General features: G+C 47.6%; 22 protein-coding genes. 8 read left to right on the top strand and 14 right to left on the bottom strand.

Going from position 1 to position 22,006, the window contains the following annotated elements; genetic code table 11:
* Positions 1–18: 18 nt before the first annotated feature.
* Positions 19–1,101 (top strand): class I SAM-dependent methyltransferase, encoded by a 1,083-nt coding sequence (locus tag AELLOGFF_RS10750; RefSeq protein ID WP_159268745.1) that lies wholly within the window; start codon positions 19–21, stop codon positions 1,099–1,101.
* Between the two features lie 11 nt (positions 1,102–1,112).
* Here AELLOGFF_RS10750 and AELLOGFF_RS10745 read toward each other — a convergent pair whose 3' ends face one another.
* Entirely contained in the window at positions 1,113–3,815 is a 2,703-nt protein-coding gene (locus AELLOGFF_RS10745) for an AsmA family protein (RefSeq protein ID WP_159268744.1), read from the bottom strand.
* Positions 3,816–4,055: 240 nt separating this feature from the next.
* Here AELLOGFF_RS10745 and sfsA point away from each other — a divergent pair, with 240 nt between their 5' ends.
* Entirely contained in the window at positions 4,056–4,769 is a 714-nt protein-coding gene (gene sfsA / locus AELLOGFF_RS10740) for a DNA/RNA nuclease SfsA (protein WP_159268743.1), read from the top strand.
* Here sfsA and AELLOGFF_RS10735 read toward each other — a convergent pair.
* Together AELLOGFF_RS10735 and AELLOGFF_RS10730 are read right to left on the bottom strand one after the other, a co-directional pair.
* Positions 4,766–5,107 carry a Rieske (2Fe-2S) protein gene (locus AELLOGFF_RS10735; RefSeq protein ID WP_159268742.1) on the bottom strand — a complete coding sequence of 114 codons (342 nt, stop codon included), beginning with the start codon at positions 5,105–5,107 and terminating at the stop codon, positions 4,766–4,768. The two genes, sfsA and AELLOGFF_RS10735, sit on opposite strands and share 4 nt — an antisense overlap.
* Positions 5,108–5,119: 12 nt before the next feature.
* The gene (locus AELLOGFF_RS10730; RefSeq protein ID WP_200842642.1) at positions 5,120–6,151 is read right to left on the bottom strand and encodes a patatin-like phospholipase family protein; all 1,032 of its coding nucleotides are present in this window, start codon (positions 6,149–6,151) and stop codon (positions 5,120–5,122) included.
* A 163-nt stretch (positions 6,152–6,314) separates the two neighbouring features.
* On the opposite strand from AELLOGFF_RS10730, the gene AELLOGFF_RS10725 reads away from it, so the two are divergent.
* The 3 genes from AELLOGFF_RS10725 to AELLOGFF_RS10715 all read left to right on the top strand — a co-directional run bounded on the left by AELLOGFF_RS10725 (position 6,315) and on the right by AELLOGFF_RS10715 (position 8,351).
* Positions 6,315–7,001 carry a M15 family metallopeptidase gene (locus tag AELLOGFF_RS10725; RefSeq protein ID WP_235036457.1) on the top strand — a complete coding sequence of 229 codons (687 nt, stop codon included), beginning with the start codon at positions 6,315–6,317 and terminating at the stop codon, positions 6,999–7,001.
* Entirely contained in the window at positions 6,998–7,789 is a 792-nt protein-coding gene (gene cysE / locus AELLOGFF_RS10720; RefSeq protein WP_159268740.1) for a serine O-acetyltransferase, read from the top strand. Before AELLOGFF_RS10725 ends, cysE begins: the two co-directional genes overlap by 4 nt.
* An 85-nt stretch (positions 7,790–7,874) precedes the next feature.
* Entirely contained in the window at positions 7,875–8,351 is a 477-nt protein-coding gene (locus AELLOGFF_RS10715; RefSeq protein WP_159268739.1) for a hypothetical protein, read from the top strand.
* A gap of 180 nt (positions 8,352–8,531) precedes the next feature.
* On the opposite strand, the gene ppa is transcribed toward AELLOGFF_RS10715, so the two are convergent.
* The 3 genes from ppa to AELLOGFF_RS10700 form a co-directional block, all read right to left on the bottom strand.
* Positions 8,532–9,059 (bottom strand): inorganic diphosphatase, encoded by a 528-nt coding sequence (gene ppa / locus AELLOGFF_RS10710; protein WP_159268738.1) that lies wholly within the window; start codon positions 9,057–9,059, stop codon positions 8,532–8,534.
* 212 nt (positions 9,060–9,271) lie between these two features.
* Positions 9,272–9,592 carry a 2Fe-2S iron-sulfur cluster-binding protein gene (locus AELLOGFF_RS10705; protein WP_159268737.1) on the bottom strand — a complete coding sequence of 107 codons (321 nt, stop codon included), beginning with the start codon at positions 9,590–9,592 and terminating at the stop codon, positions 9,272–9,274.
* Between the two features lie 22 nt (positions 9,593–9,614).
* Positions 9,615–10,835 carry an NAD(P)/FAD-dependent oxidoreductase gene (locus AELLOGFF_RS10700; RefSeq protein ID WP_159268736.1) on the bottom strand — a complete coding sequence of 407 codons (1,221 nt, stop codon included), beginning with the start codon at positions 10,833–10,835 and terminating at the stop codon, positions 9,615–9,617.
* A gap of 670 nt (positions 10,836–11,505) precedes the next feature.
* On the opposite strand from AELLOGFF_RS10700, the gene AELLOGFF_RS10695 reads away from it, so the two are divergent.
* Complete coding sequence (locus AELLOGFF_RS10695; protein ID WP_159268735.1) at positions 11,506–12,345, top strand: phytanoyl-CoA dioxygenase family protein; 840 nt, start codon at positions 11,506–11,508, stop codon at positions 12,343–12,345.
* 111 nt (positions 12,346–12,456) lie between these two features.
* Here AELLOGFF_RS10695 and AELLOGFF_RS10690 read toward each other — a convergent pair whose 3' ends face one another.
* Positions 12,457–13,254, bottom strand: a complete 798-nt coding sequence (locus AELLOGFF_RS10690; protein ID WP_159268734.1) for an enoyl-CoA hydratase-related protein — start codon at positions 13,252–13,254, stop codon at positions 12,457–12,459.
* Between the two features lie 317 nt (positions 13,255–13,571).
* Here AELLOGFF_RS10690 and AELLOGFF_RS10685 point away from each other — a divergent pair, with 317 nt between their 5' ends.
* Positions 13,572–16,019: an ATP-dependent helicase gene (locus AELLOGFF_RS10685; protein WP_159268733.1), complete on the top strand. Its 2,448-nt coding sequence runs from the start codon at positions 13,572–13,574 to the stop codon at positions 16,017–16,019.
* 137 nt (positions 16,020–16,156) lie between these two features.
* Here the strand turns inward: AELLOGFF_RS10685 and mtnC are convergent, their stop codons facing one another.
* The 4 genes from mtnC to mtnA are packed head-to-tail and all read right to left on the bottom strand — an operon-like array spanning position 16,157 to position 19,103.
* The gene (gene mtnC / locus AELLOGFF_RS10680; protein WP_159268732.1) at positions 16,157–16,840 is read right to left on the bottom strand and encodes an acireductone synthase; all 684 of its coding nucleotides are present in this window, start codon (positions 16,838–16,840) and stop codon (positions 16,157–16,159) included.
* A gap of 10 nt (positions 16,841–16,850) precedes the next feature.
* On the bottom strand, positions 16,851–17,408 hold the full coding sequence (locus tag AELLOGFF_RS10675) for a 1,2-dihydroxy-3-keto-5-methylthiopentene dioxygenase (RefSeq protein WP_159268731.1): 558 nt from the start codon (positions 17,406–17,408) through the stop codon (positions 16,851–16,853).
* Positions 17,405–18,073 carry a methylthioribulose 1-phosphate dehydratase gene (locus AELLOGFF_RS10670; protein ID WP_235035659.1) on the bottom strand — a complete coding sequence of 223 codons (669 nt, stop codon included), beginning with the start codon at positions 18,071–18,073 and terminating at the stop codon, positions 17,405–17,407. The genes AELLOGFF_RS10675 and AELLOGFF_RS10670 overlap by 4 nt, the downstream gene beginning before the upstream one ends.
* On the bottom strand, positions 18,057–19,103 hold the full coding sequence (gene mtnA, locus AELLOGFF_RS10665) for an S-methyl-5-thioribose-1-phosphate isomerase (RefSeq protein ID WP_159268730.1): 1,047 nt from the start codon (positions 19,101–19,103) through the stop codon (positions 18,057–18,059). Before mtnA ends, AELLOGFF_RS10670 begins: the two co-directional genes overlap by 17 nt.
* A 157-nt stretch (positions 19,104–19,260) precedes the next feature.
* Here mtnA and AELLOGFF_RS10660 point away from each other — a divergent pair, with 157 nt between their 5' ends.
* A complete protein-coding gene (locus tag AELLOGFF_RS10660) occupies positions 19,261–19,713 on the top strand; it encodes a DUF2489 domain-containing protein (RefSeq protein ID WP_159268729.1) in 453 nt (150 codons plus the stop codon).
* On the opposite strand, the gene AELLOGFF_RS10655 is transcribed toward AELLOGFF_RS10660, so the two are convergent.
* The 3 genes from AELLOGFF_RS10655 to AELLOGFF_RS10645 all read right to left on the bottom strand — a co-directional run bounded on the left by AELLOGFF_RS10655 (position 19,710) and on the right by AELLOGFF_RS10645 (position 21,959).
* Positions 19,710–20,324 carry a TetR/AcrR family transcriptional regulator gene (locus tag AELLOGFF_RS10655; protein ID WP_159268728.1) on the bottom strand — a complete coding sequence of 205 codons (615 nt, stop codon included), beginning with the start codon at positions 20,322–20,324 and terminating at the stop codon, positions 19,710–19,712. The two genes, AELLOGFF_RS10660 and AELLOGFF_RS10655, sit on opposite strands and share 4 nt — an antisense overlap.
* 191 nt (positions 20,325–20,515) lie before the next feature.
* Positions 20,516–21,385, bottom strand: coding sequence for a GIDE domain-containing protein (locus tag AELLOGFF_RS10650; protein ID WP_159268727.1), 870 nt, complete (start codon positions 21,383–21,385; stop codon positions 20,516–20,518).
* Between the two features lies 1 nt (position 21,386).
* Positions 21,387–21,959: a LemA family protein gene (locus AELLOGFF_RS10645; RefSeq protein WP_159268726.1), complete on the bottom strand. Its 573-nt coding sequence runs from the start codon at positions 21,957–21,959 to the stop codon at positions 21,387–21,389.
* Positions 21,960–22,006 lie beyond the last annotated feature (47 nt).

The following is a 22,006-nucleotide window of genomic DNA, read 5'->3' as shown; positions in this document are numbered from 1 at the left end:
GGAAGGAAAGTATAAAATATGGCTAAACCTCGGCAGGGCACTTTAAAAAATGCTGACGGGCTTGGCTCTGATAGTGCATTAGCGGCGCTTTATAGCCAGTTTTCCTCCTTAGGGTCTCAAGTGTGGTGGTTTGCTGATGAGCATATTGCTGACATGTCTCTGCCTTTTGCAGATAACGCCTGGCAATGTTTTACCAATCGTTGTGATATTGCTAAACAGCTACAAGATACCGGTTACCAAGTTCTATTGGGTGATTTTGATATTCCGCTCGAAATGCCTTCACCGCAAACTATATGCTACCGGGTATCCAAAGAAAAAGCCGTGGTGCACCATATACTCAATCAAGCTTTAGCGCGCTTACCGTTAGGTGGCTGCTTATTGTTAAGTGGGCATAAGAATGATGGCTTGCATAGTTATGCAAAAAAAGCGGCGGCGTTAATTGGCACTCAGGCTGAGATAAAAAAACAAGATGGTGGTGCGTATTTGGCCAAAATTATAAAGCAGAGCTCACCGCAAGAGCGGTTAAATGATAGCGACTACCCGCGTATACGAGAGATAGCCCAAACGCCGCAATTATTTAGTAAGCCGGGCGTGTTTGGTTGGCAAAAGCTGGATCGTGGTAGTGAATTGCTGATTTCACAATTGCATAGCTACCTCGCTAAAGTTGAGCGCTTACCAACTCGGGTAGCAGATATTGGCTGTGGCTATGGGTATTTATCGGTGATGGCGGCACAAATACTACCGGATGCAGAATGGTTATTAACTGATAATAATGCGGCGGCGATATTGGCCGCTCAAAAAAACTGCAGTGTTCATCATCTAAAGGCTGAGATTGTACTGGCAGATTGCGCTGCAGGGCTGCAAGGGCCTGTTGATTTAGTGCTGTGCAACCCCCCGTTTCATCAAGGTTTTGCAGTGGCGGGTTCATTGACCGATCGTTTTTTGGCAGCAGCGCATCGCTTATTAACAAAGCAGGGGTGTGCCCTTTTCGTTGTAAATCAATTTATACCGCTTGAGCGCAAGGCGCTTGGTTTGTTTGGGGCTAGCCAAGTTTTGCTAGAGCAAGATGGTTTTAAGGTTGTTAGTTTACAAAAAGACTAATGTGTTGGAGCTTAAGTTGTGGGCTCAGGTGCTTCTTCATTTTTCAGAGTTGGTGTTCCTTGCTCTGTGGGTGCCGTTTCGGGGGTGGGGTTTAGAATATCGTCCGGCAGTTCTTCTACGGTCGGAATCTCATCAATGTCACCGTCACAAGCGCTACCTGAGTAGATCGCACGTTTTAGAAGGCCTTGGGCTAATAATGATAGCCCTCCGGTATAAAATGCTGCACCGGTAGACAGGCCAGAGGTGAACATTCCGCTAGGATCGGCGACTATTTTTGGCTTGTTAAAGGTGCCGCCAAGTCGAACTAAACCAGCAGCCGCGCCGATATTGATACCCACGCCAGTTCGGGCAATGGGAGAGACACCCAGTAAAAACTCTTCGTTACCAATATCGATATTACCTGTGCCAATAATTTTGGTTTGCTTGGTTTCTAGGGCAATAGCATCGTCACTGATAAATTTTCCTTTGCTCCCCTTAAAGTGGACGGCAACACATTCAATGGTTGTGCTGGTCTTCTTCTCGGAAAAGGGGTTAAGTTTGTCTATGGTTTCTGTGAGAACGTCAGACCCAATAAGGTTTAAGGCATTGCCTTGTGCGACCAGGTCGGTAATTTTTAAGTCCAATTTGGCAGTCATATTGGCTGCTAATTGATGTGGACTAAGTCCCTTGCTGTCAGCATCTAGGCGAATCCGGCCGCTGCCTTTATTGATCCCCGCCGCTTTATCTAGCCCCAACTTTCCGTAGTCGTCAGCGTCAATGCTGAAACGTATATCTAGCTCAGGTATTTCTTTGCTGGCGTCCAGCTTTAATGCTACTTTCGCCTCGCCGCCATCAAAGTTAATGACGGTATCTTTCAAGTTGAACAGGCCGTCTTGCAGGGTGGGGGCAAGTCTGGCTTTTTGGATAAGATTGTAACCGGTGTCGATGTCTTCAAGGCGCAGGGTAAGGGCGGTATTAATTGATTTGAGCGGGCTTAAGGCAAAAGGCTCCTTGCTGATAAGTTTCTTTTTTGAAGACTGACTGGGGCTAGTATTATCTACCTTGGCATCGGTCTCAGGGCTGAGAAAGGCGAGATCTATTTTCCGTAAGAAGATGTCGCCTTTTAATGTAGGCAGCGCGGCATCGGTTTTAGCCGGTGTGTACTGAATATCTAGCTCTGTGCTTTGCTCCCCTAGTTGACTATTACCTTTCACCGTGTACGAGTCTTGGGTGGTTTTGAGGTTTGCTTGTAGAGACAGTGAGCCGGCTTCTTGCCACGGGAGTTGGGCTAACTGCCAAACAGCTTGGCTACTTGGGGCATCAGCAACAACGTCGAGCTCGTTGCCGACAATCCCATTTACATTAAGTTTACCTGAGACTTCGCTAGTGATGCCTGCTTGTGTCATTGTTAACGACACCTTGGTGTCGGCGCCAGTGGTGGTTTTTGAAAGTGGCTCTAAATGAACGTTAGCTGAGAATTCATTGATGTCTCGTTTTTTTGCTATTTCCTGAATTTGTGAGGCGTTAATGGCAGCCTGAATAGATTTGTGAAGTGTAATATCTGATTTAAGATTACTGACTTGCCAGCCCAATATAGTGAGTTTTTCAATGTCGAGCTCAAGATTTACATTGGTTTCCTCTAGCCATGCCCAGTTAATCTCTGCCTCAGTTTCGTCTTTGGAATTTTGATTGGACGAATTCTGAGATGGCGCAGCAATCTTGTTTTGTGAACTTGTTGTGTCTTCTGTTGATTGCTGAGGGGGTAACAAGCTATCGATATCTAAGGCTGTGGAGCGTAAGTTTGCGGTTACGGCTGAGTTCTCAGCATTGATGCTGATATCACCGTTGATCGTGTTGTCGTTAAGTTTGAGAACGATATTATTGAGCTCGTAATTCGGTGAAATTTTGATATCACTTGAAAATTTGGTTTTGGGTAGTGGTGGAATATCAGTACCTGCTAACTTGGCGATCGCGTTTGCGCTGCGAAGGTCCAAACTTAAGGACAGGGTACTGCCTTCTAGTTTGGGGTTAAGGTATAGCTTTCCGTTACTGCTTATATCTAGGTCTTGATGGTGAAGGGATAATTCGTAGCCGAGTATGCCTTTTTGGGGATCAAAGAGTGTGATGGCGCTATTGAGTTCCACATGTTGCTCAAGGTAGTCAAGGCTAATATAAAAGTCACCATTGCCTTTTTCTATTCGTTTTGCACTAAGCTCTGGTAGCGAAATTTGGCGTTGGTCGTCATCTTTGCTGCGCCAGTTTAGGGTAACATCCTTAATCGAAATTTGATTGAAATTAAAATCGCCAGGAAGTAATGGCCCCTCGTTTGGCTCATTTGCGCTTGGAGTTTCTTGTGATCCTTTGAATTGACTACTTATCCAGTTGAGTTCGCTCGATTCATTTTGTTCTACATTGACCGTTAATTGATTTGCGTTTAGCTCCCAGAAGGCAGTGTGACTAAATGGGCTTTGGGTTAGTGAAATCGTAATGTCAGCAAGACTTAATAATTCTGGACGGGGCCACTCAGGATTTTTGATACTTAGCCCACTGATTTCAAATCGAAGTGGGTTAATGTGTGATTGAATGTCCGCAATGTCGACATTCAAACCGGCAAAACGATGGGCGCTGCTACCGATTAATCCTCGCAGTAAATGCGGCTGTATGAGTGCGATAGACACGACGCACAACAGCACGAGGATGAAAAGGCCTAGACCAAGTAGCAGTTTCTTAATCACAATAAAGTCTCTGTTGAGATATCTCTGTGTATGAGATACCAAAGTGTTACGTGTAATACCATGCAAAATTATTTACGAAATATAGCAGATAGTAGATGTTGTTATGTGCTCAGAAGTTGCGATCACATTAACATTGCCATGCTTTAGATGGTACCGTTGCGGCCTTTCTGTTTCGCGCTCTGCTTAGCCAATAAAAGGGTTGGTGGTGCCTAGGTGTTAATAAATGTAGAGGGGTACGGGGTGAAGTGGCCTGAAAAGTTGGTGCAAGCGAGGTTGCTTAAACGTTACAAACGCTTTTTAGCTGATGTGGTTTTAGACGACGGTAGCGAGCTAACTGTACATTGCCCAAATACGGGTGCGATGACAGGGTGTGCGACGCCAGGTGGTCGCGTTTTCTTACTGCATAGTCAAAACCCCAAACGAAAGTACGCTTATACCTGGGAGTTAATTGAAAGCAGAGCAGGGGGGATGATTTGTATTCATTCAGCGCGGGCCAATGACTTGGTTGCTGATGCGCTAGCTAGTTCTGGTATTGCTTCTTTAGCTATGTATCCTAATATAAAGCGTGAAAAGCGTCTCACCTCGGGGAGTCGTATCGATTTCCACCTTTCCTCTACTGATAAAACCGTGCCGGATTGTTATGTTGAAGTGAAGTCAGTAACGCTGGATTGTGGAGGCGGCGATGGCGCATTTCCCGATGCAGTCAGTGCTCGCGCAGTGCGTCATATTCAGGAATTGCTGTCTCTTAAGCAGGAGGGGGCAAGAGTCGTCTTGCTGTTTGCTGTACTCCATGAAGATATCAGTAGTGTTCGTCCAGCCGCTGAAATTGATCCACGATATGCGAATGCACTAAAAGCCGCTGTTGAAGAGGGGCTTGAGGTGATTGCCTATAAAGCAAGCATTAATGAGGATGAAATGGTTTTATCTGAGCCGCTACCAGTGAGTGTAGCTTAAGCGGTGACTTCGCTATTAAAGGATTCCAAAAGGACAACCCAGCCGTCTTGGAGTTTGCAGGGGATTTTCTCAAGTGATTTACCATTGCACGGCCCAGCGACACATTCCCCAGATTCAATAATGAATAAGGCACCGTGGGTTGCACACTGAATGAGGGAATTGTCATAGTCGAGAAATTGATCTTCTTGCCAGTTTAATTCTATGCCAAGGTGAGGGCAGCGATTGCGATAAACCACCACCTCCCCTCGCTGACGGACGACAAACAGAGAGTCATTACCTTGTTTAAACCCCTTGGAGCCAGGGTCTTTAATGTCATCTAAGCGGCAAAGTATGTGCATCAATCCAAGACCTTAATAGTGGGGTTCTATAAAACGATCGTCGCCTTCACTTTTAAAGGCATGTCTAATAGCGGGCAGCATCCGGTCTACCGCGTTGCGCCCTTCGATAATAGCCTCTGCCGCGCTGCTGAACTCCAATAAACCTATATGGCCAAGTCTGGGCCACAGCATAATATCGGCGGGCTCGCCAGCGAGACGGCTACGGGTTATGCGGTCCTGCATAATATTAATTGCGCTCATCATCACGCCGACAGTGCCGGGTGGTTCTGGTTGTTTTTGGGTTTCACTAGTATTGCGGAAGCTGTTAGCAGCTTCTTTTATTGACGACGTGAACCGGCTGAAAGCTGCGCTTAGTGAAGGGTCATCCTCTGAGTCCTCGTTGACGATTAACTCTTCGTCTTCAGACTCTTCCTCTTCAATAGACTCTTCATTAGTAGGGGCTTTGGCATCAGTAACGACCTTTTGGCGACCAACTAAATCGCTATTTAGGTCGACGCCAATGATGATATCTGCCCCCAATGCCCGACACACCGAAACAGGTACGGGGTTGACTAGGCCACCATCGACCAGCCAGGAGTTGCCAAAGGCAACGGGGGTTAAGATACCCGGAATTGCCATTGATGCCCTTACCGCATCCCACAGGGGGCCTCGTTGTAACCACACTTCACGGCCCCGCATTAAGTCTGTGGCAACGGCTGCAAATGGCGTTGTTAACGTTTCGATATCGGGGTTTCCGTATTCGTTTTCAAAAAACTCAATTAGGCGGGTGGCATGTGCCACACCACCTGTCACGGTTAGGCTAACACTCATATAGTGCAGCACTTGCGTTGTACTAAGGGACTGAATCCAATCGGTGAAGTGTTCAAGCTTTCCGGTTAGGTAGCAGCCGGCGATAACGGACCCAATAGACGTGCCGCAAATAATATCGGGCTGGATACCCAGCTCTTGCAGCCGTTGAATGACGCCAATATGAGCCATTCCTCTGGCAGAGCCGCTACCTAAAGCAAGGGCGATTTTCTTGTTACCCAGGGACAAATCTTCCACGTTGTACTACTCCGGAATTTCAACACAGATCAATTGTCGGTAGTATGATGCCAGTTCTAGTTTGAACTCAACTGAACGGATAATTTGTACCTAAAATATTATGTTAAACCGACACCATAAAGAAGTTAGCCAAGATTTGGTATTGGGCTTTGATGAGTCAGTTATGGCTACGCTAGACGGGGTGCTTGTTCATCGGGGCATTGTGGACTCATTCACCGCGCTTAAAGCGCAGGCGGCGGACGCTGGTTTTGATTTACGTCTTGTGAGTGGCTTTCGTAGTTTTGATCGCCAGCTCGCCATTTGGAATGCAAAAGCGTCGGGGCAGCGCGCCTTACTCGATGATCAGGGCGAGGTATTGGATTGGGCGGCGTTATCTGATCTAGAAGTGGTGATGGCGATTTTGCGCTGGTCTGCCTTACCAGGTGCTTCTCGACATCATTGGGGAACAGATATCGATGTCTATGACGCAGCAGCTGTGGCTCCAGATTACCAAGTGCAGCTTACCCCTGCAGAAGTGGCGGATGATGGTGTTTTCGGTCCCTTGCATCGTTGGCTGGACAGGGAGTTTGCTGAAGAGCGGGGGCATGGTTTTTTTAGGCCGTATAATGTTGATCGCGGCGGCATTGCACCGGAGCGCTGGCATTTAAGTTATGCGCCTTTATCGGCGCAGTGCGACTTGGCCATGCAGGCAGAGCTTCTTCAAGTCGCTTTGGAGCAACGAGAAGATGTTTATTTGAAAGAAGTCATTTTAAAAGAATTAGCTAATATTTATCAGCGCTTTGTGGTGGTGCCGACAAGCTGCTATCCATCACCTTATGCCGATATGTTAAGAGAGCGTGATCTGGTATGAGTATCACTGTAGACGAATTATGGTCAGCGATGACCGCTGAGGCCCGTGAATACGGGCGTAATGAGCCAGTATTGGCCAGTTTTTACCACGCCAGTATTTTAAATCACGCGAATTTTGCCGATGCACTGAGTTTTCATATTGCCGCTAAGCTGGATTGTGATTCAGTACCGGCAATGTTGATCAGAGATGTGTTTAATGAGGCCTTTGTAAACGATAGTGACATCGTTAGGGCTGCGGCTTTGGATATCTGCGCTCATTTTGAACGCGACCCCGCCTGTGATCACTACGGCATGCCATTTTTATACTTTAAGGGCTTTCAAGCTATACAGGCTTACCGGATTGCTAATTGGTTGTGGCGGCAAGGGCGGGAGTCATTGGCGCTGTTCTTGCAAAACCGGATAGCGAGTGTTTTTGATGTGGATATTCATCCTGCTGCGGTTATTGGCAGCGGAATTATGATTGACCATGCCACGGGCTTGGTTATCGGCGAGACGGCCATTGTTGGCAATAATGTGTCGATGTTGCACTCAGTTACGTTGGGTGGTTGTGGCCGAGGGCCAGGTCCACGTCACCCACGAATTTGCGATGGCGTATTGATTAGTGCTGGTGCAAAAGTATTAGGCAATATTGTTGTGGGTGATGGTGCAAAAATTGCAGCGGGTAGCGTGGTTCTAAGTAATGTTGCAGCTCACTCAACGGTGGCTGGGGTGCCGGCCAAGCAAGTGGGTGCGCTGTCGGCGGAACTTCCCGCGCTGAATATGGATCAATATATCAATGAAAATCAGTAGGCTGTGATCAGTTTTAGCTAGCAAGCTAAAGTACATAGATTTTAATTTGGGTTATAGTAACGGAATACATAAGAGCGAGGTTATTGTGAGCGTTAAACTACTGGATAACAAAGCATTCTATGGATATAGAGTGCGCCGTACCGTAGCGGGCAAGTTGTATCAGGAGTATTTCTCGCTAAAAAATGGTGGTGCTCGCCTTGAAGGTCGGCGTAAGAAAAGTGTTGAAAATGAGGCTCTTGCGCGTGACGCAGTATTAGAGGCTCAACAAAAACGCTATTTGGACGAGACCAAAGAAGAGCGTTGCTTTAAAAGTGACGGTACTGTTCGAGGTATTAGCTACCTCTTGAAAACCGAAAAAAGCGGTAACTTAACACCCATTTTTCAGGTTGGGGTTGCATCAAAAGTGGTCAATAAGACTGTATGCACCAGTTTTTCATTAAATGCGCACGGCAGTGGCGATGCTTGGCAGCGAGCGGTAGAGGCTTATGCCAAGCACAAGTCGATTCGCAAAAATACTAAGTTATATCAGCGTTTATTAAAGGCAATGCCAAAGGTTTCATAACTGCCTGGCTTGTTTAGGTTGTAAGGATGAATCATAAAGGGGCTATCGAGGTGTCGATGGCTCTTTTTTTTGCGATTAATTTATTCAAGGATAACGGGGAGGGGCGGTAATGCTGGGGGCTGACTCTAATACTGAGCGGTAGGGATAGCGAAGCCACGTGCTGCGGCTTCGCTATTGGTCTTAGCCTTTGTAGGCTGCAGCCGCTTTCATAATTTCGGCTTTGGCTTCTTCACTTCCAGCCCAGCCGTCAACTTTAACCCACTTGCCTTTTTCAAGATCTTTGTAGTTCTCAAAGAAATGCTCGATTTGCTTAATGAGTAGCTCAGGCAGGTCAGAGGGCTCTTTAACGTCTTGATAAAGTACTGAAAGCTTGTCGTGTGGAACGGCCAACAGTTTTGCGTCTTTGCCAGCTTCGTCGCTCATATTAAGTATGCCAACGGGACGGGCACGGATGACAGAACCTGGTACAACGGGGTATGGCGTAACAACCAATACGTCTAATGCATCGCCATCTTCTGATAGTGTGTTAGGAATATAGCCGTAGTTTGCAGGGTAAAACATCGGTGTTGCCATGAAACGGTCGACCATTAAAGCGTCGAATTCTTTTTCAATTTCATACTTGATAGGGCTGCTGTTGGCAGGGATTTCGATGGCAACGTAAATATCGTTAGGTAAATCTTTGCCAGCTGGGATTTGGTTATAGCTCATGGTCGGCTTCCGTTTCAGGTTACATTTAGATTGAAAAAACTGCGCAGATTATAAACTGTGCGTAGCAGGATTGCCAAAGTGTTCGGCCCTATGCTGTATTACTAGTGGCTAGTGCTAGGCAAGATTAAACGTTGGGGCAGGGTTTTTGCAGAAGGAGGGCACGTCATATGGGCAGACAGGGTCTGCCTTTCTATGACATGCCTTATGTCGCGTTAGTACTGAGACTCAGGCATTGCCACGACAATACCATCCATTTCATCAGTCACAAATACTTGGCAGCTTAAACGGCTGGTTTCCTGGGGCTCCAGAACGCAGTCAAGCATGTCGGTTTCGGTGCTGTCTGGCTCTTCAGTTTTGGCTACCCAAGCAGGGTCAATATAGCAATGGCAAGTTGCACAACTGCAGCAGCCGCCACACTCACCAAGAATGCCGTCAACACCATTGTCAACAGCGGCCTGCATAATACTAGTACCAACTTCCGCGTGTACTTCTTGGGTGTTTCCGTCGTGTGATTTGAAAATAATTAATGGCATATTTGTGTTCTCGTACTTTGAATTAATTGAAGACGTCTTTGATTTCAATAGACTCGTCAGCTAGCTTTACTGGGTCAGCTGTCTGCCCAGTGGTTAGCGCACGTTTACTCATCATAAATTCTTTCGGGCGGTTAACTGCATCAACAGCAATAAACCGGCCTTCACAGAAATAGAATGCCGCAAAACTACGCCCTTGCTCACTGTTACCGCGAATAATCACCTCATCAAAACCTTGTGATAATCCCGCAATTTGAAGTTTTAAATCGTATTGGTCTGACCAGAACCAAGGTAAGGCATTATACGCTACGGGTTTACCGCAGATGCTTTTTGCCGCGATTTTAGCTTGGTCAGTCGCATTTTGTACCGACTCAAGTCTGAGTTTGCGGTCGTAAATCGGGTTGTAATGATTACTACAATCACCGGCTGCAAATATATCAGGGTCGTTGGTTGTCGCAAATTCGTCAACCGCAACGCCATTGTCAATGGTAAGGCCAGCAGCTTCGGCTAGTTCAATATTTGGGATGACACCGACGCCAATGACAACAAGATCCGCCGCAACCGTCGTGCCGTCAGCTAAACGCACCCCTTCAACATGCTTGTCACCAACAATCGCATCAACGCCGGCTTCAGTGCGTATGTCGACGCCTTCTTCAGTGTGGATGCGGGTGTAAAAAGCGGATACCTCGGGTGCGGTAACTCGCTGTAGTACACGTGACATGGTTTCTATCACTGTCACGCTCATGCCAATCTTACGCAATGATGCTGCGGTTTCTAAGCCGATATAGCCGCCACCAATAATGACTGCCGATTTGCCTGGGCCAGTAAATTTGTGGGTTTGCTTAACATCATTTAGGTCACGCATATAGAACACACCGGCAAGCTCGCTGCCTGTGAACGGGATTTTACGAACGCGAGCGCCAGTGGTAAGGGCGAGTTTGGTGTAAGAAATTTCTGCGCCATCCTCTAGGGTCACTTTCTTTGCATCGCGATCAATGTTGGTAACCCGAGAGCCCAATAGCAGATCAACGTTATTTTTGACGTAAAAATCAGCGGCGCGAATCAGCAAGTCTTCTTCGGTTTTTTCACCCACAAAAAAGGCTTTTGACAACGGGGGGCGGTGATAAGGTAAATGTGGCTCGTCGCCAATTAGGGATATTTTACCTTCCCAGCCCTCTTGGCGGAGGCTGGATACTAATTGGGCTGCAGCGTGGCTGGCGCCGATAATAATGCAATGTTCACTCATAATTATGTTCCAGGAGGCTCTTGTTCAGATTCATGTTGCCTTACGGACAGCCGTAAAGTTCATGGATTTTGTGTTATTGGCACATAAGCTTGTGCTTGCCTTAGTCACCGCCTAGCTCAAAGCTGCATCAACAGTGTGATAACTAGTCCTTGCTCTTGGACGGGTGCATCCTTACATGACGTGTTTCCGTTGGCGTAACACCGCACTGGTCATTAATAAGGAGGTATTAAGTTCAGCGAACCTCGGCATAAATGAACAGGGCTGCAGAACAGGGGGCGTATTGTCGACGATTTTTAAGGTGATTGCATCGGTTCAGAGGGTAAATCTTACTTAGACCGTGATTTTCTTACTTAAAGCATGTTGTTGGGCACTAAAATGCCGGTTATAGCACTATTTTGGTGCTATCTTTTTCAAATGGTTGGTGGGTGATTTTGGGGCGATAGTGGTTTTTTTGTGACAATATGGTGCGATGATTGGAAGGCCCTCTGTGTCTCCAGAATATAATTCCATGCCTTCGAATGCTTTATTTTGAATACCATCGATAAGTGTATTAATGCGCTCTAGCATTTGTGTACGAATATTTAGCTATTCATTGTATATAAGGTTCATTTTACACTGGCTCCTGCAGCTCGCATAAACCAATAAATCAAATGTGATAGCGGAGTTAGGCATGCCAACCGTTGAAGATTATAAAAACTTAGAAACAGCCAAAAGATATAAGAAAACCTTTTCTGATGGCTTGAACCAAATTGATCCCGATGTTCTGCAAAAAACGCTGCAAACTTTGGATAAGAATGGGTATGTCATTATTCCAGATGTTCTCTCTGAGCAAACTCTAGCGGAAATCAAGGCAGCGGTGGAGCCGATGCTAAATGAAACCGGGCGCAACTATTTTGAAGGTGAGAATACCCAGCGGATATATTCAGTTATCGCAAAGACCTTTGCCTGTAACGATCTTGTGGATCATCCACTAATTATGGCGTTATTGGATAGTCTTTTTAATCCGGGCTATCTCTTATCTCAATTACAAGTCATCAATATTCTGCCTGGCGAAAAACAACAGCCAATCCACACAGATGATGCTTTTTATCTTATCCCTCGCCCTCGACAACCCTTAGGTGCGGCTACTGTGTGGGCTATTAATGATTTTACCGCAGATAATGGTGGGACCATTGTCATTCCGGGTTCACATCAATGGGGTGAAGAGCAGCCTACACAAGCCCAGCTGCAAGAGCAGATTAATTGTGAAATGAAGGCGGGTTCGGTGGTGTTTTTTCTAGGTACGCTATGGCACGGCGGCGGCGCTAATTGTTCTGATCAGCGCCGCCTTGCCGTTACCGCACAGTATTGTGAAGGTTTTTGCCGGTCTCAAGAAAATTTCAGTCTCTCTATTCCAAAGGATCGCGTCGCTAAATGCTCAGAAGATATAAAACGCCTTTTAGGTTACTCCATTTTCGGCCCGTTCATGGGCATGGTCGATGGTAAACACCCTAAGCGATTACTTGAATAATTCGGTATTTCGCTCGATGAAACTTGATGTCATATCTTGCCAAACGCACGACGGTGGCGGGCGTTTGGTTTTTAGTAGACATAGCTAGGCTAGGTGAGATGCGTTGCTTATTTATTGTCCAGAAAATGTTGCAGGCCGTTTTTCATTGAACGCGGCGACGCCTTCGTCAAAATCAGCGGTTTGTCCGGCCTGCTTTTGGAGTTCGCGTTCAGTTTGCAAGCTGCTTTCCCAGTTGGCATCTACCGCCGCCCAGACGGCCTTGCGAATGAGGCTTAACGCGACAGTGGGTCCGTTGGCTAGGGCTAGGGCGGTTTTAAATGCCTCCGCTTCTAATTGATCATCACTGACCACCTGATTGATTAGCCCCCAGTTTAACGCTTTGTCAGCGCTTAGGCGGTTACCGGTAAGCATAAGCTCCATTGTGCGAGCGCGGCCAATGGTACGGCTGAGTATGTGGGTCGCGCCACCATCGGGAATCAGCCCTATACGAGAGAAAATTTGGATAAAGGCGGCATTCTCGCTGGCAATGATCATATCCCCCGCCAGCGCTAAAGAGGCGCCAAAGCCGGCTGCACTACCCCGAACGGCGGTAATCCAAGGTATAGGCAGGTTTTTAAGCTTGATCATGATGGGGTTTAAAAAATTTTCTAAGATGAGGCCAATATCGCGTTGATCGCGATCAGCAGTCATGGGGGTTAGCGGGTTGCTAGGGTTTAGTGACGCACCCGAGCAAAAGCCGCGGCCTGCGCCAGATAAAATCATGGCGCGGGTATTTTGAGCAAAGTAGTCAATGGCCTCGTTGATTTCTTCAACCATACCGGGTGTTAAGGCGTTTAACGTTTCAGGTGCATTTAGGGTGAGAATACCTACCGATTCACGGACCTCAACAGTAATTTCTTTAAAGTTCATCTTTTATTGTCCTTTTCTAAGGTGAGTTGATGCGCCGTGCCTTAGGGGGTTGAGCTTGCAAAGGCGGTAGCTGTTTTATTTTGGGGGTATTTTGCATGTCTTGGCGCTTATGCGCCAGATTCCAGCTAGAAAAACTGCCTTCTAGGTAATCGGTGTTAAAGCTTGTTGAGTAATGGCTGCTTTCGGTATATTGGCCAACGCTAGCCATCAAGCTGCTTTTTGCTTTTGAAAAATGACATAAAGCTCATTGCCTCTCTTGATTTATTTCTTTCTAAACGGTTTACCAATCTCGCTATGATGTTTTTAAGACACACCCCATGCTGACGGAAGAGCAGTTAACGGTGACTCGCCACCTTCGTGGGCATGCCCGCGTGACAGCAGTGGCGGGCGCGGGTAAAACCACAACCATGGTTCGCTATGTCTTGGAGCGCGTTAAGTCGGGGATGGACCCAAGGCTAGTGCGCGTTGTGATGTTTAACAAAGCGGCGCAGGAGGACTTTAGTCGCCAATTGCGTCAAGCCGCAGGAACTTCTCAAAATCTACCTCCGGTGCGTACCTTTCATGCCATGGGGCGTAATTTGGCTATCGCCCTGGTGAAAGAGGGTTATTTACCGCAATTTGATCCTAACCCGCTGGGAGATGCCCAAGCCGGCATTGAGATGTTAAAAGCATTGCAGGCCTCTGCAGGAACGTCGGCGCAACGATCGGCTATACGTGATGAACAGCAGCAGTGGCTTGACGCATTTGCGGGGTTTGTCGATCTTGCTAAGTCGACCTTGAAGTCGCCTGAGTCGAGTTTTTTAACGGCGGGCTACCCCGAACAGTACCACTTGTTTATAGAGGCGTTTGAACGCTTTGAGCAGTGGCGTAAAAGCGCCGCCAAAGTGACGTTTTCAGACTTTCTGTATGACCCTTGTAAGGCCATTGCAGCAAATCCCAAGCTGGCGCAGTTTTTGGCAAATCGGGTGGAATTATTTGTTGTCGATGAATTTCAAGATATCAACGATATTCAGTTTTTTTTGTTGAAAACCCTCGCCGGAGAGCGTGCGCGCTTGCAAGTAGTTGGGGATGCAGACCAGTGTATTTATGAATTTCGTGGCGCTCGCCCAGAATATATGTTGACGCATTTTGGTGACAGCTACCCTCATAGTAGTTATAAAATGTCGCGGACTTTTCGCTACGGACATAGCCTTGCTTTAGCGGCGGCACAGCTGATTTCTCAAAATCAACGGCGAGATCCGGTGTTATGTATTAGCGGAGAAAATGCACCTAAAACGCGGCTTGAGCTTAAAGAACAAACAGCAGATGGTTATTCCTTGGCAGAGGTCTGTTTGGCGGAATATAAACAGGGCCGAGCTTATAGCGACATGGTGTTTTTATGCCGTACCTGGGCTCAGGCGGCACCGGTAGAATTGGTGCTCTTACAGCGCGGTATACCCAATCGCATTGCAGGAGGGAGTCGGGTTTTGGAGCGGCATGAAATAAGAGTGCTGCTTGTATTGTTAAAATTGATGGCAGGACAGTTTTATCAGCAAACCCGGCAGGATTGTGAGCAACAAGTTTTTGAGCTTTTGCGATTTTGTGAATTGAAAATAAAGCATGAAGTACTTCGCCGATATGCCACTAGAGTGATGGCAGAAGAGCGCGGATTTACCGCTTTAGGCTTGTCTGATGACAGCTTGTCCATTTATCAAGAACAGCGTTTACAGCGTGTCGCTAGCGCACTGACAAAGATGCTCGCTTCACCATCAGCCGGTGAAGGTATCACGCTTTTTTTGCAAGATTTAGATTTGCTTCAGGCCATTCGTGATAATGCCTTAAGTAGTGAAGAGGGTGAGAATAGGGCGGCCACGATTGTGGCCTTTGTGGGTTTTGTCGCCATGCAAACAGAGCAAAGCCCCGCCGCTATTCTGGCAATGATAGAGGGGCTGCGTATTGCTGATGGAGATCGTATATACGGTGCTTCGTTGCCGGATGCGGTCACCATTACTACCATGCATCGCAGCAAGGGGTTGGAGTGGCCGGTTGTTATTATACCGGGGTTGAGCGCCCATTATATGCCCTATCAAGCCGGTAAGCGTCGTCGTGCAAATGAGGAGCAGCAGGAGTCTGAACGGCGCCTTATGTATGTGGCGATGACGCGTGCGATTAATGTTTTATACCTTTTTGCTCCGGGGATAAATTGCCGCAATGGGTGGGACGGTGGCCTTAGGCCTGAACTAAATTTACTGCCAAGTCCTTTTGTAACGGAAATGAATGTTCCTTTGTCATCCGAGTTAGGTGCCTTATTAGACCAAGGGCTTGAGTATGTTAAAGATACACCTCTCGTATTGAGTCAGACAGCGGCACGCTATCTAGATGTGTTGGACGTTGAGTGCATGGGCAATGTTGTCGAGGTCAATAGCTTTGTATTCGCCGCTCTAGTTGAGCATAGCGTGCATGGCCGTGGTCGCATTATTACTGTTGATGATCATGGTCTGGAGGTACAGTTTTCAGCTAAGCGAGTATATTTTTCATCGCTCTTGGTCTGCGAGGTATTAACCCTTGTTGACGAGGTGGACGAAACTTCCTCACGGAATGAGCTTAGTGGTGTGGCGGCTAGTGAGATGACGCAAGGGGCTTTTGCTTTGGGAGAAACCTTGGCCCACAGCAAGTATGGTCGAGGTATTGTTGTGGATGTCGACAGCCGGTTTATCCATCTCCGTTTTCGCGACGGCGTTAAAACCTTTCGCAAGGATTTATTTCGTGCAACGCGTGTGGGTTAAATTTACTTGCTAGGAAGCATTTTCACTGTTGTAATTGAAGCAGTGAGGGCGCAACCCTGTAGTAGCGCGTGTGCCGCAGATGCTATCTGCGGCGAAGGGCAAGGCGCATTTCGCCGCGATAGTGACCAGACCGGTGATTAGCTCGGTAAAATAATGTCTGAAAAACTGCTAACACACTGATGGGGGGTGTGTTGCGCTATGGGGGGCTGCCGTTGAACCCAAGCTGTACTCATGCCAATTTCAGCTGCGGCATCGACTTCTTCCAAAGTGTCCGATAAAAATAAAATTTCATTGGCAGGAAGACCAATAGCTTGCTTTATCACTCGGTAAGAAGCGGCTTCGCGCTTTGGCCCGGTTGTGGTGTCGAAATAGTCAGTAAACAAAGTTTGTAAGTCGCCACCTTCATTAAAACCGAAGAAGAGCTTTTGGGCGTAGATTGAACCAGACGAATACACATATAAGTTTATGTTTTGCTGCTGCCAGGCTGTTAGCTTACTGAGTGCGTCTGGGTAGATATGGGCCTGATAGTCGCCATTGCGATAGCCGTGCTCCCATATTAAGCCTTGCAGGGTTTTTAATGGGGTCACTTTTTTGTCGTCGGCGATCCACTGTAGAAGCTGGGTAATTAATGCTTCGGTATTGTGAACATCAATACCACTTTGTTTTGCAGTGTCGGCAAGTGCGGCTGCTACGGCTTTGTGGTCATGGTTTTGGCGAATAAAATCAGGGAGCTTTTTACTGGCATAGGGGAATAGCACGCTATGAACAAACTCAATTGAGCTGGTGGTGCCTTCAATGTCGGTAACAATAGCGTTAATCATAAGGGTCTTCCTAGCACTGAGCGAGAGTATCCAGCCGTGAATAGCGATCTGCGATATCGTTACCGGTGTAATTTGCTACCCAACCGTCGGGGTTGTTGAAAAAGCGAATGGCAACCAAGTCTGGTTGCGGCCCAAGATCAAACCAATGTGATGTGTTGGCGGGAACGCTCAGCAAGTCACCTTTTTCACAGTGGATTTCGTAGACACAGTTATCGATATGCAATGCGAATAGGCCTTGGCCTTGCACAAAGAAACGAACCTCATCTTCACTATGAGTGTGTTCGTCTAAAAATTTTAAGCGCAGAGCGTCTTTTTGGGGATTGTCTGCAGCAATACTAATAACATCAACACTCTGGTAGCCCTGCTGGTCGATGAGTCGTTGTACATCACTTGCATAGGCATTTAAGACTGTGTCTTGGCTGTCGCCGGCGGCAATGTCACTGCGAGTTTGCCACTGTTCAAAGCGGACGCCCACGGCAGCTAAACGTTCGCTGATATCGGTAGCATTTTGGGTACTGAAGAGACATTGCGTTGCGCTGCTGTCGGTGTAAATAGTGAGTTGGCTCATTGCTGGTCTCCGTGAGAAAAGCGCATTAGTTCTAATTCACAGCGCAATAAAAAATCTACAGCTTCTAAGTTACGCATACAGCTATCTAAATCGTCACCCCAGCAGTACACACCGTGACCGCGAATCAAATAGGCAGGGCAGGAGGCATGCTTTGAAAAATAGTTATCGACTTGTTTTGCTAGGGCACTGATATCTTGGTTATTGTCGAATAGAGGAATATCGACTTGGCTGTTGTGGGTATCGATACCATCAAATGCTTTGAGTAATTCGTAATCACTTAAGGTGATGGCATCGCGGGGTTTTACTAATTTGGAAATGATGGTGACCACAGGGGAGTGGCAGTGCAATACCGCGCCGATGTTTGGAAAGCGTTGATACAGACGGGTATGCAACTCCGTTTCAGCTGAGGGCTTACCTTCGCTGATGGGCTGCGCATTGAGGTCAACAGCAATAAAATCGGTAGGGCTAAGACGGCCTTTATGTTTACCTGAGGCAGTGACAATGGCTGAGCTAGCATCAAGACGTGTTGAAAAGTTACCGCTTGTGGCAGGCACCCAGCCGCGCTGATAGAGCTCTTCTCCTGCGGCGGCAAGGGCAATGGCCTGCTGATAAAAGTATTTGCTGTCGATCATGTCGATACCTGTGTCTTTATTTGTTTTGCGCAAGGTGGGCTAGCACCCTTTCACGATTGGGTTGATGGATGATGCCGTGTTCGGTGACGATAGCATCTATCAATTGCGCGGGTGTGACATCAAAAGCTGGATTGCTTGTGGCTATGTTTGTCGGTGCAACTTGGTGACCAAAGCTGTGGCTTATTTCATTTCCGGGGCGTTGTTCAATGGGTATTTGTGGACCATCAATATGTGCATCAAAGGTGCTGGTGGGGGCGGCAACCATCACCTTGGTGCCATGATATTTGGCGATGATGGCCAAGTTGTAGGTACCAATTTTATTGGCGGCATCACCGTTGGCTGCAACACGGTCCGCGCCAACAATAATCCAGCTGGGTTTGTGTTCACGGATTAAGTGAGCCGCCGCGCCTTCGATGGCGAGGGTAACGGGAATGTCGTCTTGCATTAACTCCCAGCTTGTTAATCGAGCACCTTGTAACCAGGGCCTTGTTTCTCCAGCAAAGACCCCCTTAATTTTACCGTCGCGGTGTGCAGAACGGATAACGCCTAGGGCGGTGCCGTAGCCGCCTGTCGCCAGAGCACCGGCATTACAATGGGTATACACAATACTGTTATGGGGGATTAAACTGGCGCCAAAATCGCCAATCCGTTGATTAATGGTGACGTCTTCAGCGTGGATTTGAATGGCAAGTTCGCGAAGGGCTGCTAATACTTGGCCACCATTGCCTTGCTCCTCTATCACTTGGTCACAGCGGTTTAATGCCCAGAATAGATTGACCGCCGTTGGTCGGGAGTTGGCAATGGCTTCGCGTGCAGCACTGAGCGCAGCGCACCAAGCTGCAACACTGGCAGGTTGGGAGGCGAGTTGTTGGGCGGCTAATACCATACCGTAAGCGGCAGTTATGCCAATGGCTGGCGCGCCGCGTACCACCATATTGCGGATGGCTTCGGCCACCGCGAAGGGGTCGTCGTAGTGGAGATACTCACATCTGGCAGGCAAAATGCGCTGATCCAGCAATTGCAGTTGATTGTTTGACCAAATGATCGCGCTAGGGGTTGCCACGGATTATCTCCATATTTTTGGGGCGCCAATTATAAAGCAGTGTTGGCCCTGCTCCTAGACTTGTTGGCCGTGGAACTCTTGGGTCTTGCCATTGCGAGGTGCATTGGAATTACGCATGATGTACAACAGACTTTTATTTTGAATACAGAGGTATTAAATGTCAGCGTATTTGATCTGGCTTGTGCCAGCGGCGCTTATTGTTATTGTATTGGCGATTATCGCTGCGCGCTTACTTTGGCAATTACACCAGCAAAATCAAGCGCAGCGTTCTGCGCTGCAGCAAGCTGAACAGGAGTCAGTGGCAGAGCAGCTGGATGCCCAAAGCGGCATAGAAGTACTGGCGCGTTGTTATTTGTCTGGGCAAGTAGAAACTAGTGAGTTTGTATTGCGCACAGCGGTGCTGGCGGAAACCGCGATGTTAGATTCATCCTATGACAAGAATACTCAGGTGTTTACAGAAATGGCCGCGGCACTTTCACATATTCCAACCCATCAAGGGTGGAAGGCCTTGTCGGCAGAGCAGCGCGCAGAATATGGCGCAGAGATGGCTTTACTCGAAGGTAAATACAGTGAGCGGTTGCGCGCAGCGGCCAATGAATTAATCAATTAATGGCCGCTACTCTCTTTGTGGCTGCGGTGGACTAGGGTACTTAAACCGTCAACCATATTCTGTTGGAATTGTAATTGCGCCTCTAGTTGCTCTGGTTGTAGCGGGTCTACGCCGAAGATGGAGTGGTGGAGTGGGGCGAGGGTGACATAGCCTAAGATCATGCAATGGAAGGCCATGGCTGTCGGAACGTTAATCCATTCTTTTTCTGGGTTGCTAGCAGGGTCGCTAATGGTAGAGAAAAATTTGCGATACCAGCGGTCACTCAATAGGTCTAGAGTTTCGTCGCGTGCGAGGGTGGCGTGTTGAACTATTCGTGCGGTATTCGGCTTCGTGGCCAGGTGCGACATAACCTGATGGATTTGTTTGCGAGTTTCTGCAAAGTCAGCCTCGGCAGCCATACCACGGGTGGCATCGGCTAGCGGTGCAAATAAGCGCTGACAAACCTGTTCGTAAATGTCTAATTTATTACTGAAGTGCTTATAAATTCCAGGGCTACTGATACCGACTTGGCTGGCAATTTCACTGACGGAGGTTGCGCCAAATCCCTGTTGCGCAAAAAGATCTTCTGCAATATCGAGAATGAGTTCTTTGGTATTTCGGCGTGTCGCCATAGTGGTGTCCTTGTTGCTCTATATTATAGTTGAGACCTCGGTACGAAGGTTTGTTAGTCCTTTGGCGAAATATTTCCCTGCCGTGGCGGCCAAAATATCTTTGCTAGTTAATTTTTTTGCAAAGCTATTTTGGTGTTTTGAGTGCCGCGAGAAAACCTTCCCTTCGTATACCCGTCTCTCTTGCTTTACTATTATTGCATTACCATTGTCACTAGCGCTGTTGCACTTATAACACTGACAAGTAATAGCGCTATTGCTTGCCAGCGATAGCGTCTACTTAATGATTTTGGTTCAGTGCTAGCAATGATATAGGGTTGTCGCCGGTTGGGCGAATAATTGATGGTATGCACCGGTGTTGGCGCAGCTTCTTGTCGCTGCTGGCGCTCCGCTTTACGACGTGCTTCTGCTCGCACGAGTTCCCATTCTTGTAAATCGATTTCTCCGTCGTTATTGCGATCAAAACGCGCTATGAGATTGTCGTAGTCTTGCTTCCACTCGTTAAGGATCTTCGCCATATCACTATCTATGATGGTACCTGGACTGGGCGGGTGACGGGTTTCGAATAGGCCAATCACATAGAGTAAATCTTCAGGGCAGAGTAGCTCCTCGGTATAACGGTAGCGTTGGCCAAACAGATTTAGGCCAGAGGCCTGTTGTGGGTGGCGAGAGCGGCCACGCCAGCTTCGCTTGCGTATTGTGCTCACCTCCGCCTTGTTGGGCATTACATAACATTCACCACTGCCGTCAGAGAGAAGGAATGCTTGGCTGCTGGTTTTGCTCTCGATGCTGCGCCAGCTGCTGTTCTTTCCTGAGGACTCATAGCGTTCGATTTTGTAGCGATACCAGATGCAGGGAGTATGGGTGAGGTTGCTTAGTAGTAGTTGTTCGGGGCCGGCTTTTGCCATGCCAATAAGCTCTACATATCCTTGATGTGCAGAGCGTATCTTCGAGGTTGGTGTATCTTCAATTACCCTCGCTGCCATTAAACGATTGATGCTCATAATGGCTGTGACGATGGCGATTACGGCGCAAATGGCGAGCGCGAAATAGTCTGTTTCCATGTTAGCTAAACAGTGATTTCACATCGACATCAGTTAGCTCTTCTTTATTAAATTGAAGTAATTCAAAGGCCTTAAAATTGAACCAGCGAGCGATGATTACATCTGGGAATTGTTCGATGCGGACGTTGTTGTTATTCACCGCCTCGTTGTAGACTTCGCGTCGGTCGGCAATGGCATTTTCTAGTGCTGAAATACGGTGTTGTAAGGTAGTAAAGGTACTGTCAGCTTTTAATTCTGGATAGTTTTCTGCCAAGGCAAATAGTTGGCCCATTGAGGCGCGAAGGCCGGTTTCGGCCTGACCTAATGCTTTCATGTCGTGGCTAGATTGGGCCTCGGCAACATGTTGTCTGGCGGCAATGACCTTGGTGAGGGTTTCCTGCTCATGGCGCATATATTGTTTGCAGGTCTCAATGAGTTTTGGCAATTCGTCATGGCGCTGCTTGAGGACGACGTCGATATTGGCTAAATGCTTGGCGACATTGTGTTTAAGGTTAACAAGGCCGTTGTAGAGCATGATGATGTAGGCAATCGCAAAAACGAGCAGGCAGAGGATAACTATAAGACCGATTTCCATATCCATTCCTTTTGTAGGCTTGCTAAGGGTGCGCTAGTTGTAGCGCT

Origin of the sequence: Zhongshania aliphaticivorans (assembly GCF_902705875.1) — a bacterium.
GTDB classification, from domain to species: Bacteria; Pseudomonadota; Gammaproteobacteria; order Pseudomonadales; family Spongiibacteraceae; genus Spongiibacter; species Spongiibacter aliphaticivorans_A.
The sequence above is the reverse complement of the archived record's forward strand: the minus strand, read 5'-3'. Positions and strand labels throughout refer to the sequence as shown.

Bases quoted from the DNA above. Each gene is read 5' to 3' on its own strand.
- AELLOGFF_RS10750 (WP_159268745.1), top strand. From the start codon at position 19: ATGGCTAAACCTCGGCAGGGCACTTTAAAAAATGCTGACGGGCTTGGC.
- AELLOGFF_RS10735 (WP_159268742.1), bottom strand. From the start codon at position 5,107: ATGCACATACTTTGCCGCTTAGATGACATTAAAGACCCTGGCTCCAAG.
- AELLOGFF_RS10725 (WP_235036457.1), top strand. From the start codon at position 6,315: ATGGCTACGCTAGACGGGGTGCTTGTTCATCGGGGCATTGTGGACTCA.
- cysE (WP_159268740.1), top strand. From the start codon at position 6,998: ATGAGTATCACTGTAGACGAATTATGGTCAGCGATGACCGCTGAGGCC.
- ppa (WP_159268738.1), bottom strand. From the start codon at position 9,059: ATGAGCTATAACCAAATCCCAGCTGGCAAAGATTTACCTAACGATATT.
- AELLOGFF_RS10705 (WP_159268737.1), bottom strand. From the start codon at position 9,592: ATGCCATTAATTATTTTCAAATCACACGACGGAAACACCCAAGAAGTA.
- AELLOGFF_RS10700 (WP_159268736.1), bottom strand. From the start codon at position 10,835: ATGAGTGAACATTGCATTATTATCGGCGCCAGCCACGCTGCAGCCCAA.
- AELLOGFF_RS10695 (WP_159268735.1), top strand. From the start codon at position 11,506: ATGCCAACCGTTGAAGATTATAAAAACTTAGAAACAGCCAAAAGATAT.
- AELLOGFF_RS10690 (WP_159268734.1), bottom strand. From the start codon at position 13,254: ATGAACTTTAAAGAAATTACTGTTGAGGTCCGTGAATCGGTAGGTATT.
- AELLOGFF_RS10685 (WP_159268733.1), top strand. From the start codon at position 13,572: ATGCTGACGGAAGAGCAGTTAACGGTGACTCGCCACCTTCGTGGGCAT.
- mtnC (WP_159268732.1), bottom strand. From the start codon at position 16,840: ATGATTAACGCTATTGTTACCGACATTGAAGGCACCACCAGCTCAATT.
- AELLOGFF_RS10675 (WP_159268731.1), bottom strand. From the start codon at position 17,408: ATGAGCCAACTCACTATTTACACCGACAGCAGCGCAACGCAATGTCTC.
- AELLOGFF_RS10660 (WP_159268729.1), top strand. From the start codon at position 19,261: ATGTCAGCGTATTTGATCTGGCTTGTGCCAGCGGCGCTTATTGTTATT.
- AELLOGFF_RS10655 (WP_159268728.1), bottom strand. From the start codon at position 20,324: ATGGCGACACGCCGAAATACCAAAGAACTCATTCTCGATATTGCAGAA.
- AELLOGFF_RS10650 (WP_159268727.1), bottom strand. From the start codon at position 21,385: ATGGAAACAGACTATTTCGCGCTCGCCATTTGCGCCGTAATCGCCATC.
- AELLOGFF_RS10645 (WP_159268726.1), bottom strand. From the start codon at position 21,959: ATGGAAATCGGTCTTATAGTTATCCTCTGCCTGCTCGTTTTTGCGATT.